11 protein-coding genes are annotated in these 14,318 nt (G+C 40.7%); 8 read left to right on the plus strand and 3 right to left on the minus strand.

Features of this window, described 5'->3' with window-relative positions; translation table 11 throughout:
• The first annotated feature begins 63 nt into the window (after positions 1-63).
• The 8 genes from IR083_RS03890 (at position 64) to cas2 (ending at position 11,834) form a co-directional block, all read left to right on the plus strand.
• Positions 64-552 carry a low temperature requirement protein A gene (locus tag IR083_RS03890; RefSeq protein WP_194223311.1) on the plus strand — a complete coding sequence of 163 codons (489 nt, stop codon included), beginning with the start codon at positions 64-66 and terminating at the stop codon, positions 550-552.
• Between the two features lie 371 nt (positions 553-923).
• On the plus strand, positions 924-2,462 hold the full coding sequence (istA, locus tag IR083_RS03895) for an IS21 family transposase (protein ID WP_194223312.1): 1,539 nt from the start codon (positions 924-926) through the stop codon (positions 2,460-2,462).
• Between the two features lie 31 nt (positions 2,463-2,493).
• The gene (istB, locus tag IR083_RS03900; protein WP_194223313.1) at positions 2,494-3,213 is read left to right on the plus strand and encodes an IS21-like element helper ATPase IstB; all 720 of its coding nucleotides are present in this window, start codon (positions 2,494-2,496) and stop codon (positions 3,211-3,213) included.
• Between the two features lie 93 nt (positions 3,214-3,306).
• Complete coding sequence (locus IR083_RS03905) at positions 3,307-4,371, plus strand: reverse transcriptase domain-containing protein (protein WP_194223314.1); 1,065 nt, start codon at positions 3,307-3,309, stop codon at positions 4,369-4,371.
• 343 nt (positions 4,372-4,714) lie between these two features.
• Positions 4,715-9,169, plus strand: coding sequence for a type II CRISPR RNA-guided endonuclease Cas9 (gene cas9, locus IR083_RS03910; RefSeq protein WP_194223315.1), 4,455 nt, complete (start codon positions 4,715-4,717; stop codon positions 9,167-9,169).
• A 667-nt stretch (positions 9,170-9,836) separates the two neighbouring features.
• Entirely contained in the window at positions 9,837-10,526 is a 690-nt protein-coding gene (locus IR083_RS03915; protein ID WP_194223316.1) for a hypothetical protein, read from the plus strand.
• Positions 10,527-10,547: 21 nt separating this feature from the next.
• Positions 10,548-11,486, plus strand: coding sequence for a type II CRISPR-associated endonuclease Cas1 (gene cas1, locus IR083_RS03920; RefSeq protein WP_194223317.1), 939 nt, complete (start codon positions 10,548-10,550; stop codon positions 11,484-11,486).
• Positions 11,487-11,528: 42 nt separating this feature from the next.
• The gene (gene cas2, locus IR083_RS03925) at positions 11,529-11,834 is read left to right on the plus strand and encodes a CRISPR-associated endonuclease Cas2 (protein WP_194223318.1); all 306 of its coding nucleotides are present in this window, start codon (positions 11,529-11,531) and stop codon (positions 11,832-11,834) included.
• A 491-nt stretch (positions 11,835-12,325) separates the two neighbouring features.
• Here cas2 and IR083_RS03930 read toward each other — a convergent pair whose 3' ends face one another.
• The 3 genes from IR083_RS03930 to IR083_RS03940 form a co-directional block, all read right to left on the minus strand.
• Positions 12,326-13,390 carry a DUF3868 domain-containing protein gene (locus tag IR083_RS03930; RefSeq protein ID WP_194223319.1) on the minus strand — a complete coding sequence of 355 codons (1,065 nt, stop codon included), beginning with the start codon at positions 13,388-13,390 and terminating at the stop codon, positions 12,326-12,328.
• 290 nt (positions 13,391-13,680) lie between these two features.
• Complete coding sequence (locus IR083_RS03935; protein WP_194223320.1) at positions 13,681-13,827, minus strand: hypothetical protein; 147 nt, start codon at positions 13,825-13,827, stop codon at positions 13,681-13,683.
• An 85-nt stretch (positions 13,828-13,912) separates the two neighbouring features.
• On the minus strand, positions 13,913-14,318 hold a 406-nt coding region (locus tag IR083_RS03940), incomplete at its 5' end, for a hypothetical protein (RefSeq protein WP_194223321.1).

The raw sequence follows: 14,318 nt of genomic DNA on the forward strand, positions 1-14,318 counted from the left end.
TCAGGTAAAATATACCTGCAATCTATTGGAAATAATTATATTAGCTAGACAAAAGAGGGGTATATGAAAAAGCACACAGATATAACTCACCGATCCGCTTCTACATTCCTCCGCAAGCGTGGACAAGGAATCGCTTCGGTCTCTTTCGCCGAATTGCTGTTCGACCTGATCTATGTATTCGCCGTCACACAGATCTCACATTATTTGCTGCACCACCTCGACTGGCAAGGGTTTGTGCAAAGCACGGTACTATGGTTCGCCGTATGGTTGGGTTGGCAGCATACGACGTGGATGACCAACTGGTTCGATCCGGACTTGCGGAGTATCCGTATCCTGTTGTTTGCGCTGATGCTGGCCGGTCTGGTTGTTGCGTCAGCTATACCCGGCGCCTTTGTGGACAGGGGGCTGGTCTTTGCCCTGAGCTATGTGACTATACAGCTCGAACGCACAGCCTTTATCCTGCTCATGTTGGGCCGCCGGCACGAACTGACCCCCAACTATACCCGGATATTCGGCTGGTTTGTGATTTTCGCTGTTTTCTGGCTTGGATAATCTTGAGTATGCCCACCCATAGAATGGGTAAAAATAGTATCGGATTGTGAGTATTTTTAAGCGTAAAAAAGCGACAATCTGGCAGATGGCCACCCAAAAAGAGGTTATGAACAGCTAAAAAGAGTAAAAAAAGGCGGTTCGATTACCGGAATCTTGACCATATGCACCCAGTGTGTAACAGTCTGGTCAAAAACGCCAGTAATCTTGACTATATGCACCCATTATTGACTGCATAAATATCAGATCTTGTGCTCTATACGGGATAACTTTCATCCGGGATCAGCAGTTCATATAATCTTGACTATACGCACCCATCAGGAGAGGCTTTCCCATAGTTTTATATTATGTAAAAAAACATAATCACTGATACTATGGCAGGAAAACCAACGCGTATGAGCAAAATAAAACAATTATTGAGATTACACCAACAAGGAGTATCCAATCGTGGGATAGGCAGGGAATTGGGCCTTTATAAAGCCACCGTCAACTCGTACATCGACAAGTTAAAGCTTCACGGGTACGATATCGATCAGCTGCTGGAGCTGGAAGATCCGGTATTGGAAACAAAATTTATAGCAGGCACAGCCGCCTATACACAGGATAAGTTCACCGTGTTCCGGGAGCAGATCCCATATTTTGAGAAGGAACTAGGTCGCGCCCATGTCACCCGTAAACTGTTATGGGACGAGTATAAGCTTAACCATCCGGACGGCTATTCCTATCCGCAGTTCTGCTACCACCTGAAGCAACTGAAAGTGGCACGGCACCCGGTAGCCATACTTGATCACCATGCAGCCGAGAAGTTGTATGTGGACTTTGCCGGGGATACGATGTCCTATATTGACCGGGAAACAGGCGAGGTTCTGAAGGCGCATATCTTCGTGGCCTGCCTGCCTTACTCTGACTATACCTTTACAATGGCTGTATCCTCACAAACCACGGAGGACTTCCTGTACGCCCTCTCATCAGCCTTGCGGCACCTGGGAGGGTCAGCCAAGATACTGACTCCCGACAACCTGAAAGCGGCGGTTATAAAGAGCGACCGCTATGAACCGGACCTGAACCGCCTGATGGAAGACTTCGCCAATCATTACGGGTTTGTAGTGATTCCTGCCCGTTCGCGGCACCCCCGTGACAAGGCGGCTGTCGAGAACCAGGTAAAAATTATTTACCGCCGTGTCTATGCTAAGTTGCGTGATACCGTGTTCCTCTCCCTGGCGGAACTGAACCATGCCCTGCTTGAAAAAACGATGGAACACAACCAGACAAGGATGCAGCAAAAGCCATACACACGGCAGGAGAAATTCCTAGCCGAAGAAAAAAATATGCTGATAGCTTTGCCCAAGGCAGACTTTGAAGTTAAGTACTACACCCAGCTGCGGGTGGCCAATAACAACTGTATTTACCTGGGCAGGGACAAGCATTATTACTCTGTACCCTATTGCCATATAGGAAAAAAGGTTCAGGTGATTTATACCCGCACCCTGGTACAGATATTTTGTGAAGGCGCATGTGTGGCTACCCATCGCAGGGCTGCCGGTTATGGTTACACGACTCTCAGGGAGCACCTTTGCTCCACCCACCGCCACTATAAAGACCGTTCTCCCGATTATTACATAACCAAGGCAAAGGAGCGTTCCCATATGCTGGGCTTACTGGTAGAGAAGAATTTTGAACAGAACCTGATCCCGGAGATGATTTACAGGCGCTGTGACGGGTTACTGAGCCTCCAGCGCAAGACAGACCCGGTAATCTTTGATAAGGCCTGCCGGTTTGCCCTGGATAACAATATGCTATCCTGCAAGTCACTTATCAGGATCATAGACAATAAAACCTATATACAGCATGAGTTGGAGTTTAAAGAGCTTCCGCGGCATCTGAATATAAGAGGGAAAAATTATTACTACTAATATCAAAATGTATCATTAAAACAAAGTAAAAATGGAAAAAATCAAAACTGATCTGGAGGGCTTAAAATTACCGGGCATGGCATCATGCCTGAAAGCCCTTGAAGAAACCCGCAGGGTACATGAACTAAGCTTTACCGACGGACTTAAACTATTGTTGCAAGCCGAGCAGGATTATCGGGAGGAAAAGCGGTATGCCCGTTTACTAAAGAACGCCACCTTCCGTTACAGGGCTTCGATTGAAGAACTCAGCTTTGACCGGGCCAGGGGATTGGAACAATCCGCTGTGATGGGCCTTGCCTCAGGAAGTTTTATCCGCAATGGAGACTCTGTACTGATTACCGGTCAAACAGGATGTGGTAAAAGCTTCCTGGCCTCCTCCCTGGGAACACAGGCGTGTAGGTTGGGCTTCTCAGTGGCCTACCATAATACGCAAAAGCTAATGGTCAAGATAAAATACGCAAGGCTGGATGGTAGTATAATCCGTTTCTTTGAAAAACTGGCTAAAACGGAGTTGCTCATACTCGATGACTTCGGACTGGCCGCCATGGATAACCAGCAACAGCTGGACCTGCTGGAAATTATTGAGGACAGGCATACAGCAAAAGCTACGATTATCGTCAGCCAGCTACCTGTGGATAAATGGTTTGATATATTCCCCGAAGAGACCATTGCGGACTCGATACTCGACAGGATAGTACACTCTTCGTACCGTTTTGAACTGAAAGGTGAAAGTTTAAGAAAAAAAAAGTAATTTTGTCATGAATAATTAGTCTCTCCTTTGGGTGCATATCACCAGATTCATTGGGTGCACTTCAGCAGATTCTCCAAAATATTCAAGAAGGTCATGACGCGACGCCTGCCCATGCATTCCATGACACCCTGGACGCATTCAACGGTCATCGACTTTATTTCCAGGCACAAGAATGAATATCCCTATGCCCTGCGTGGGGATATCGAGAAATATTACCCGAATGTCGATCCCTTTAAAATGATCGGGCAGGTACAACTGGCGCATCGCGACCTGTACGCGCTGTCATGCGTATCCAAATCCTTCAGGGAGACCTTCTTTCCCCGGATGCATTTATGGGCGGAATCGTTACCCCCGGGCCATGGGATCCCGATGGGCAGCGCGATGAGCTGTATCCTGGCAACAATGGCCCTTGTGCCCATATGGCTCGGGATCAAACGTAAGTTTAACGTAAAGCTGCTGGTATTCGCCGATGATATACTGGTGCTCTGCAAAGACGACCATACGGCAAGGCTGGTATGGGACTATATCACCGGGAAGCTATTGGTGGATTTAGGTGTCAGGCTGAATGCCCAGAAGACATACGGAGGCCGTTTTGCAAACAGGGAAATAGATTTCTGCGGATGGTCATTTTCCGGAGGCTATGCACGTATCAGGAAGTACAAGGTGGATTCATTTAAGAACCGGTTCGAGAAATTCGTCAAAAGCCGCAGGAGAGAAAATACCCGGGCTTTTATTAATGCTGTAAATCGCAAGATAGACGGGTTCGGCAACTACTACAAGCACGGGAATGTACTCAAACAGTTCGAGGATCTGGACTGTTTTATCAGGATACAGGTGCGCGGATGGCTATGCCGCGATACCCGTAACAAGGCATATAATAACAGGGCTTTGGAAGACATCGGCTTGCACAGTATGGTTTTATGCTACCGTAAAGCGCACAGGAAGAAGGATGCCAAAAACCAGCCGAAACTCAGACCCGTCGAGAAATACTATGTGGAAAAGAAGCCAGCGGCCCTGGATTTCGGGACAATCAACCAGATCGCGCAGTCCCTGGAAACACTGGTCAGCCAACAGCAGCAGATTATAGGGCTGTTACGCAAGCAGAAAAAACTGCTGGAAGAAATTTTTGATCTGGATAAGAATTCGTATGTCCGGTAAAGTACCGCTACATATTTCCTCCTGAGTTTTGTACTAAATCGGAATATGTTTTGTGGAAATAAAAATTATGGATGCGTGGGTTGCAAAAAATCACTTATATGTGGCTAATACAGTAATTAATAAAAAAGAAGGCGAGAATTACTTCCCGCCTTAAATGTTTTCACAACGGAATAATCCTTATTGTGATAAGCTTTCAATTTATTCTACAAAAATATATTTTTTCTTCGGAAAATCCATAAAATTGTTAGAAATAATTACCTTTAAACATTCATTTTTATGTTTGAAAATTTTGATAGAAAAATTGTGTGAGTTCAAATGACCTTAAAACACAGATTATTATCGTATGAAAAAGATATTAGGACTAGATTTAGGTACAAATAGTATTGGATGGGCATTGGTTGATAAAGATGCTCAAAAAATATTAGGTATGGGTAGTAGGATTATTCCGATGAGTCAGGATATTCTGGGAAACTTTGATAAAGGAAATTCCATTTCGCAAACAGCAGAAAGAACCGGATTTAGAGGAACAAGACGATTGCGGGAAAGGCATCTGCTTCGCCGGGAACGATTGCACCGTATTCTGCATATACTTGGTTTTCTTCCCGAACATTATGAGAAACACATTGATTTTGAAAAGCGTTTGGGGCAATTTGTAAATGAGACCGAACCCAAGTTGGCTTACAATGCTCGCGATTTTTTCTTCAGTAAATCTTTTGAAGAGATGGTTATTGATTTTAAACAACAAAACCCTTCCTTATTTTATATAAAAGCGAATGGAAAAGAGACAAAGATTCCATACGATTGGACAATATATTATTTGCGTAAAAAGGCATTAACTCAAAAGATAGCAAAAGAAGAACTCGCCTGGATTATTCTGAACTTTAACCAAAAGCGTGGATATTACCAATTGAGAGGCGAAGAGGAGGAAGAAAACCCCAATAAGTCTGTAGCGTTTCACTCATTGAAAATCGTTGAAGTTGAGGCAGATGAAAAACCCAATAGCAAAGGCGACATATGGTATTCGCTACATCTGGAAAACGGATGGATTTATCGCAGATCAAGTAAGAATCCATTATTTGACTGGAAAGACAAAGTTCGAGATTTCATTGTCACCACAGACCTGAATGATGATGGTACGATAAAAATTGATAAGGAAGGGAATGAAAGACGTTCGTTTCGTGCACCCGGTGAGGATGATTGGACGTTACTAAAAAAGAAAACTGAATCGGAAATAGAATATTCTCAAAAAACGGTTGGAGCATACATCTACGAGAATCTCTTGTCAAATCCGAGTCAAAAAATTCGGGGGAAGTTAGTGCGTACTATCGAACGTAAGTATTATAAAGAAGAACTGATTGCTATATTGAAAAAACAGATAGAATTACAGCCCGAATTATTTACAGAAGACTTGTATAGTGATTGTGTTCGTGAATTGTATCGCAATAACGAAGCGCACCAATTTATCCTGAGCAAAAAAGGTTTTGACCATTTGTTTATAAATGATATTATCTTTTACCAACGCCCTCTCAGAAGCCAGAAATCGTCTATCTCAAACTGTACTTTGGAATTTAGGAAGTATAAAGATAAAGAAGGGAACGAAATTAAAGAATACCTGAAAGCCATACCGAAATCTCACCCGCTGTATCAGGAGTTCCGTCTTTGGCAATGGATGTATAATCTGAAAATTTATCGAAAAGAAAATGATACGGATGTTACCTCACAATTTGTTGCAAGTATTAATGATAAGGAAAATCTCTTTGATTTCCTGAATAACCGGAAAGAGGTCGACCAGAAAGCTCTGCTAAAGTATTTTAAATTGACAGAAAAAACGCATCGCTGGAACTTTGTGGAAGATAAGACCTATCCTTGCAACGAGACCGGGACACAGATAAGAACACGGTTGGCAAAAGTCGAATATCTTCCGGCTGATTTCTTAACATCCGGAATAGAACAGAATTTATGGCATATAATCTATTCGGTAACAGACAAAAAAGAGTATGAGCAAGCTTTGTCTTCTTTTGCAAAGAAATACAAAATAGATGAAATTTCTTTTGTGGAAAACTTCAAAAAATTTCCGCCATTCAAAAACGAATATGGAACATTTTCCGAAAAAGCGATTAAAAAATTATTGCCATTAATGCGCTTGGGCAAATATTGGAATTGGGATGCTATAGATGCAAAGACCAAAGCCAGAATTGATAAAATCCTCACCGGAGAATACGATGCGGAAATAAAAGACCGTGTGCGCGAGAAAGCTATAAACCTAACTGGTGAAAACGATTTTCAGGGTTTGCAACTGTGGTTGGCACAGTATATTGTTTATGATCGGCATTCCGAAGCAAATGATATTATCCGTTGGAAAACGCCACAGGATATTGACGATTATTTAAAGGAGTTTAGGCAACATTCCTTGCGGAATCCTATCGTAGAGCAAGTGGTTACAGAAACGCTCAGGGTAGTTCGGGATATTTGGAAGAAATACGGGGATATTTTCGAAATCCATATCGAACTTGGACGTGAAATGAAAAAAACAGCGAAAGAACGGGAGCAGCTTACTTCGTATATTACAGAAAATGAAAACACCAATCTCCGTATCAAGGCTTTATTGATGGAATTGAAAGAGAATTCGGACGGAAAACTGAATGTTGATAATGTCCGGCCTTATTCGCCTATGCAACAGGAATTATTGAAGATTTATGAAGATGGTGTTATCAATTCCGATATTGAAGTTCCCGATGATATTCAGAAAATAAGTAAAACTGCACAACCGACAAGTTCGGAGCTCCAACGTTATAAATTGTGGTTGGAGCAAAAATATCGTTCACCTTATACCGGACAGTTCATTCCGTTAGGTAAATTATTCACCACTGAATACGAGATAGAGCATATTATTCCGCAAAGCCGCTATTTTGACGACAGTTTCAGCAATAAGGTGATATGCGAGGCCGCTGTGAATCGATTAAAGGATAACCAACTCGGATTAGAGTTTATAAAAGAACATCATGGAGAGAAAGTGCAATTAGGATTAGGACAGGTAGTTGAAATTTCCTCGGAAGAAGATTATCAAGCCTTTGTAAAAGATAATTATGCAAATAGTCGTTCTAAACGCAACAAACTCCTATTGGAAGAAATTCCCGAATCGTTTATTGACCGGCAAATGAACGATACACGATATATCAGTAAGACAGTGAAAGGGTTATTGTCAAATGTGGTTCGAGAAGAAGGTGAGCAGGAGGCCACCTCAAAAAATGTTGTGCCTTGCAGCGGTAGTGTAACTACCGTATTAAAACGTGACTGGGGCTTGGATGCTGTTTGGAACAGCCTGATTATCTCTCGTTTTGAACGAATGAACTTGTTGACTAATAGCACTGCATTTACAGCTTGGAACGAGCAATACCAAAAATTCCTGCCAACGGTTCCTTTGGAGTTGTCGAAAGGGTTTCAAAAGAAACGTATCGACCATCGTCATCATGCAATGGATGCTTTGGTTATTGCCTGTGCTACAAGAGATCATGTGAATCTCCTGAATAATCAGTCTGCTAAATCCGACGTGAGAAGATACGATTTACAGCGGAAATTAAGGTTGTTCGAACAAACTTCATATTTCGATAAGAAAGCTAATAAACAAGTGGAACGGGAAATACCAAAAGAGTTTATAAAGCCATGGGATAGTTTCACTACTGACGCCCGAAATGAGTTGGAGAAAATAGTTGTTAGCTTCAAACAAAACCTGCGGGTAATAAATAAAACCACCAACAAGTATCAGGCTTACGAAAACGGGAAAAAGGTATTGAAATCGCAAACGAAAGGCGACAGTTGGGCAATACGGAAGCCTTTGCACAAGGATACGGTGTTTGCCAAAGTTTCGTTGCAGAGAATAAAGAGAGTAAAACTGAGCGAAGCATTGAAAAACTTGGAAAATATTGTCGATAAAGGATTTAGGAATGAGATAAGGAGAATCAGCGCGACATACGGAAAATTTGATCCGGATAAAATCAATAAATACTTTAAAGACCGGAAATATCTTTATGGAAAAATAGATATTTCCAAAGTGGATATTTATTATTTTGAGACGGAGAATGCCGCGGTGCGAAAATCGTTGGATACTTCTTTTACAGAAAAAGTCATAAAAGAATCTGTAACAGATAGCGGGATACAAAAGATTCTTCTGAATTATTTAGCGACAAAGGATAATAAACCGGAACTGGCTTTCTCACCGGAAAGTATCGAGGAAATGAACCAAAATATTACTGCCTTCAATAATGGTAAAGCTCATCAGCCAATCCGTAAAGTACGCGTATATGAAACAATTGGAAATAAATTTCAAGTTGGATATACAGGAAATAAGAAAGTAAAATATGTCGAGGCAGCTAAAGGAACGAACTTGTTCTTTGCTATTTATGTGGATGATAAGGGTAGTCGTTCGTATGAAACAATTCCGTTAAATGTTGTGGTCGAACGATTGAAACAAGGCTTGAATGCTGTCCCTGAAAGGAATGAAAAGGGATGTGAATTGCTGTTTCATTTGTCTCCAAACGATTTGGTTTATGTGCCAACGGAAGAGGAATTAGTTAGTGGAACCAAATGCCGTATTGAGGATTTTAAGGTAAGTAGGATTTATAAAATGGTAAGTTGTACGGGTTCAGAATGTCATTTTATCCGTCAGGATGTTGCAAATCCTATAGTAAATAAAGTCGAATTTTCGCCTTTAAATAAGATGGGCAGAAGCCTTTCCGGAGAAATGATAAAAGATGTGTGTATAAAGATAAACGTTGATAGGCTAGGAAATATTTTGTAAAACAAAAAGACAGGCTTTATAATTTAGTAAAGCCTGTCTTTAATTTAGTTTAGTTTAGCTTTTTTCTAGCTTTTTTTTCACCCAAAAATGAAAAAACTTACTATCTTTGGGATAGATTTTTTTGCCATTCTTTATAATGTAGCGGCAAAAAATCTCAATCTTATTATTTTCTTCATTCATAGTGATAAAATAATAATGTAAAACAATTGAGGTGCCAAAGCCTCTTGGAAACCTAATCAAACTGCCATTTGATTAGGTTTTTATCTTCAAAAAGGCATAAGATAAAATCGAAAGCTTATCCACAACGCTCTCATATATTATGTAATATGAAATATTTATTTTACTTATGCCTTTATTTTTCTTTCTGCTCTTCATATATTAGTAATATGAAAATCGCATTCTTATAAAAAATCCCTTTTATTAGGATTAGAAATAAACAAACTCTATTGCTTTTTGCAAATATATATAAAAATCTAATAAAAAAATTATACCGAGGAAATTATTTTTATTTTTGCAATAAATATTAACAATATCATAATACCATGATCAAAAACGCTCGATTTCAACAACCCTACATATCTGAGTATGTGAAAGCCAACCGGAGGCGAAACCGTTCTTTATTACAGGCATAAATGACTAGTATATAACAATTTAAAAAGCAAATCCAATGGAACAAGATCCTAAATCGGAAGGTAAATGTCTTTTTTGTAGTAAAACATTTTCCAAAGCAGGTATTAACCGCCATTTAAAAACGCATTTGGATGGCAAAATATTGGAAAATGCCAAAGGGGATTCATATTTAGTGAAAATAGAAACCGACCCTTATTATGGTAGCAGTCCATATTCCCTGTCATTATGGATTGATGGCGAAACCACAATGAAGAATATAGATAAATTCCTCAGGGAAATCTGGCTTGAATGTTGCGGACATTTAAGCGCTTTTAATTTTGCAAGTACAAGAGGCAGAGTTTCGATGAGCAAAAAAGCCAGTGAAGTTTTTGAAAAATCATTAAAACTGGAATACGAATACGATTTTGGAAGCAGTACTAATTTACTGCTGACAGTAATGGAGAAATATCCTGTAAAAGCCGATAAAAAAATTGTCCTACTCTCACGCAACGAACCCTTGAAGTGGCTTTGTGAAACGTGTAAAAAAGCTCAGGCCATTTATATCTGTACAGTTCATGGATGGGATGAAGACTCCATGTTCTGTGATAAATGCGCTAAAAAGCATGCAAAACAATGCGATGATTTTGAAGACTACGCTGCTTTGCCTGTGGTAAATTCTCCACGAATGGGTGTATGCGGTTATGAGGGAGGAAAAATTGATACAGAGAGGGATGGTGCAATGAATTAAAGAAATCTTAAATACTGAATCATGGTCAAGAAAACACTCTATTTCGGCAACCCAACATACTTGAGTATGAGAAACAGCCAGTTGGTAGTGAAACTTCCTGAGGTTGAAAAAAACGATGCTTTACCCGAAAAATTCAAAAAGGATAGCGAGGTGACTTTTCCTATTGAGGATTTGGGCGTTATTGTCCTTGATCACAAGCAAATCACCCTGACACATGGACTGATAGAGATGCTACTGGAAAATAATACCGCTCTTATCACCTGTAATAGCAACCGTATGCCGGTCGGGCTAATGCTTTCGTTATGTGGAAATAAAACTCAAACGGAAAAATTCAACGCGCAGATTCAGGCTACCGACCCTTTGAAAAAGAACCTTTGGCAGCAAACCATCAAAGCTAAAATAAAGAATCAGACGGCTGTTTTGCAGAAATTCCGTTCTTGCAATGTTCGCAACATGGAGTATTGGGCAAGTGATGTAAAAAGCGGTGATCCTGATAATTACGAAGCCAGAGCCGCAGCCTATTACTGGAAAGAAGCTTTTCCCAAAACAGATAGTTTTGTCAGAGGCAGGGAGGAATCTCCTCCCAACAACCTTTTGAATTACGGATATGCCATTCTCCGGGCTATTGTGGCGCGTTCATTGGTTTCAAGCGGCTTGCTGCCGACTTTGGGCATACATCACCACAATCGCTACAACGCTTATTGTCTGGCAGACGATATTATGGAACCTTATCGCCCTTTCGTTGATGCGATTGTATTTTCCATTGTAGATAGTGGCGAAAACTTTGAAGAATTATCTCAGTCCATAAAAACACAATTATTGCAAATACCAACTATCGATGTAGTGGTGAATGATAAAAAAAGTCCATTAATGGTCGCGGTCAGCCAGACTACATCTTCATTAACACAATGTTTTGAAGGTAAATTGCGAAAAATAAAATATCCTGAATTTGTATTGTGACATTATGTTATGCAACAGGACAGGTTAAATCAATACCGGGTTATGTGGGTTTTAGTACTGTTCGATCTTCCTACCGAAACAAAAAAAGACCGGAAGGTATATGCTGATTTTCGTAAAAATCTGCAAAAGGATGGATTTACGATGTTTCAGTTTTCAATTTATCTCCGTCATTGCATGAGTATGGAAAACGCGAATGTTCATATCAAGCGGGTTAAGAGATTTTTACCGGAAAAAGGACATGTGGGAATCATCTGTATAACGGATAAACAATTTGGAATGATGGAGTTATTTTATGGTAAAAGTGTAGAAGCCAAGAAAACGGAAGGGCAACAGTTGGAGCTTTTTTAAAAATAAAAATCCCGATTTTGGTCGGGATTTTTATTTGAAATACATCATTTTTTGAAATCCTAATGAGCTGTGATAGTTATTGAATTACAGGGTGTTATATATACCTATACTGTATTTCAAGGAACTAAGATACAAAAATGAAAGCTTATCACAACATACATTGTTATTGAATCGCTTTTGCATACACTGTATTTCAAGGAACTAAGATACAAAAATGAAAGCTTATCACAACCGATAACCACTACAGGCATCATGCCGTTTTACTGTATTTCAAGGAACTAAGATACAAAAATGAAAGCTTATCACAACAGAAAAATAGATTTAAAATGTAGACCTCATACTGTATTTCAAGGAACTAAGATACAAAAATGAAAGCTTATCACAACGAATCTAACAGTAACTTAATTCATGTAGGTTTACATTCCGGTATCCGTACGTTTTTATATCCCTGCAGAATTGGTCAGCATGTTAATCGGATAGCCTGCATTTCATTAATTGTTTCTGTATACGACCCGGCATTCTATCCGCCATTGTTGATGGAATAAATTATCCCGCATATATCTGTAAGGATTACCTTGAGCCAGCTGCATAAGTTTCAACTCACGGCCTGTAAAAACGCCTGTATTGTTTATGATATCCAGCACTTCCTGCCGATACGGCATATTTGTATGTTTGACAAGCTCTGTTAATCCCGGCCAATCCTCTCCTTTCCATTCTGTAAAGAACAGAGCCTCGGGAAAGTTATTTTCGGCTTGCAATATCCTCTTAAAAGCCAAAGCCTGTTCTTTTGTCAGTTCGAGGTTATCCATATAAATCCCGTCAACAGATGTATAAGCGGTGATATAGACACCTGTAAGCGAAACATTCGGATTAGTCATTGCCCAGTCTATCAACGTCCTGATTTTATTAATTTCCTCCAGATTAGCTGTCACAAATGATTTCTTAGCCGAAAGGCGTAAATCAAAGGCTATACTTTTCCTGGCAGGGCCTGCCGGATTGGAAAAGATATCTTCGGTCTGTGGATGTGGATCGGCATTGTATTCCGTTTTAGCAGAAATCAAAGGCATCTGCATATCAGGTGCTTTTGCACGAATACTATTTTTCAGAACTTGCGCATAACTGTGTAACGGGAATCCTCCTATCCGGTTCAAATCAACTTTTAGGTCTAACCTTGAATTATCCATCCACGGCTTGTATGGCACTGTTACCTGGTATAAATCATTTATTCGGCTGGAAACCTGCGGATGGCTATACGGGCTGATATTCGCATGGCTCGGGTTATGCAAATAAAAGCCTTGCTGCCCTTGTCCTATCAGAACTACTTTAGGAAGTTCCAGGGTATTTGTATGTGCCCTTATCAGGGGTATCAATGTCAGGGAATCGCCCGATTCAACATAGTAGCCCTGCGAATTAAAATAAATACTTACATAGACATTTTCCTTATCATGCGAAAATTCAATATATTGATAACTGGCATTATAACCGGATTGTGCGCAAACCGCCTGGTGAAAACAAACAAATAATACCATCAAAAAAACGATAAAAACCTTCTTCATATTTATATTTTCAGTTCATATATGCTCAATTACAAATCAAATTCTTCCCGGAAAGACCGTTTGTGAAAATAAACGAAAAGGAAAGACCCTCCGGGGATAGCTTTAAAGTACCCGTAGCCCCATAAAATTATAAAGACGCCCGATTCAGCAGGCCTGATAAAGCGGAGCTTTCAGGGGTCATGGCACGGTATAGCCTCTATACTCCTCCATCCCGGATACTGCGGTGCGGCCCTGCGGCAGGTGCCGCCTGAATGATTAGCAGGCAGCAGGCGCCTCCGTGTTTTCTATTTTCACCCCTTTATCCATATCCATCCATTTCCTGTTCTTTCTTTCCTGCTGAAACCATCTTCCCATACGGTTCCGGTAGCCTGCCGTATTATGTTCCCCCTTCTCCTTCCGGTACGGCAGATTTGTATATCAATGCCTGTTACATCCATTGGTTTTCTTTTCAGGTGATACGGCCGGGATTAAATCCTGGTATCGGCAAAGCCGGCCCAGGTTCCCAGGCCGGTCCTGCATCTTTCAGGGAGTGTCCGGCTCTACATAACGTACAATCAACCTCTCTTCGTAAGTTTGCTCTCCATTCGAGACAATAAATACAATACTGGTAGCATTGCCGACATCCTGGTTTCCTGTAACAAGCAGCGTATAGCCCATCATTCCGTTCCTGGAATTGGCGGGAATATATTGTAATGATCCGTCAGGGGAGTTAATTGAAACATTCAGGTGTGGTATATTTGCAACCGGAGCTTCATAGGCTATCAGCCCGGATCCTGCAGGCGTCCATTTTACAATGAACCGGTATGTTTCGGAAAACATTTCGTTACGATATATTAAGATTTCATTATTCTCTATCCTGCCGCCTTCCAGATAATTTGCGTCTGCATGATAAAAAGTGATCACCGGCCTTTGTCTTGTATTTTGTGTG

The organism is Dysgonomonas sp. GY75 (genome assembly GCF_015234155.1).
In the GTDB taxonomy this organism is placed as follows: domain Bacteria; phylum Bacteroidota; class Bacteroidia; order Bacteroidales; family Dysgonomonadaceae; genus Dysgonomonas; species Dysgonomonas gadei.

Bases quoted from the DNA above. Each gene is read 5' to 3' on its own strand.
- IR083_RS03890 (WP_194223311.1), top strand. From the start codon at position 64: ATGAAAAAGCACACAGATATAACTCACCGATCCGCTTCTACATTCCTC.
- istA (WP_194223312.1), top strand. From the start codon at position 924: ATGGCAGGAAAACCAACGCGTATGAGCAAAATAAAACAATTATTGAGA.
- istB (WP_194223313.1), top strand. From the start codon at position 2,494: ATGGAAAAAATCAAAACTGATCTGGAGGGCTTAAAATTACCGGGCATG.
- IR083_RS03905 (WP_194223314.1), top strand. From the start codon at position 3,307: ATGACGCGACGCCTGCCCATGCATTCCATGACACCCTGGACGCATTCA.
- cas9 (WP_194223315.1), top strand. From the start codon at position 4,715: ATGAAAAAGATATTAGGACTAGATTTAGGTACAAATAGTATTGGATGG.
- IR083_RS03915 (WP_194223316.1), top strand. From the start codon at position 9,837: ATGGAACAAGATCCTAAATCGGAAGGTAAATGTCTTTTTTGTAGTAAA.
- cas1 (WP_194223317.1), top strand. From the start codon at position 10,548: ATGGTCAAGAAAACACTCTATTTCGGCAACCCAACATACTTGAGTATG.
- cas2 (WP_194223318.1), top strand. From the start codon at position 11,529: ATGTGGGTTTTAGTACTGTTCGATCTTCCTACCGAAACAAAAAAAGAC.
- IR083_RS03930 (WP_194223319.1), bottom strand. From the start codon at position 13,390: ATGAAGAAGGTTTTTATCGTTTTTTTGATGGTATTATTTGTTTGTTTT.
- IR083_RS03935 (WP_194223320.1), bottom strand. From the start codon at position 13,827: ATGGATGTAACAGGCATTGATATACAAATCTGCCGTACCGGAAGGAGA.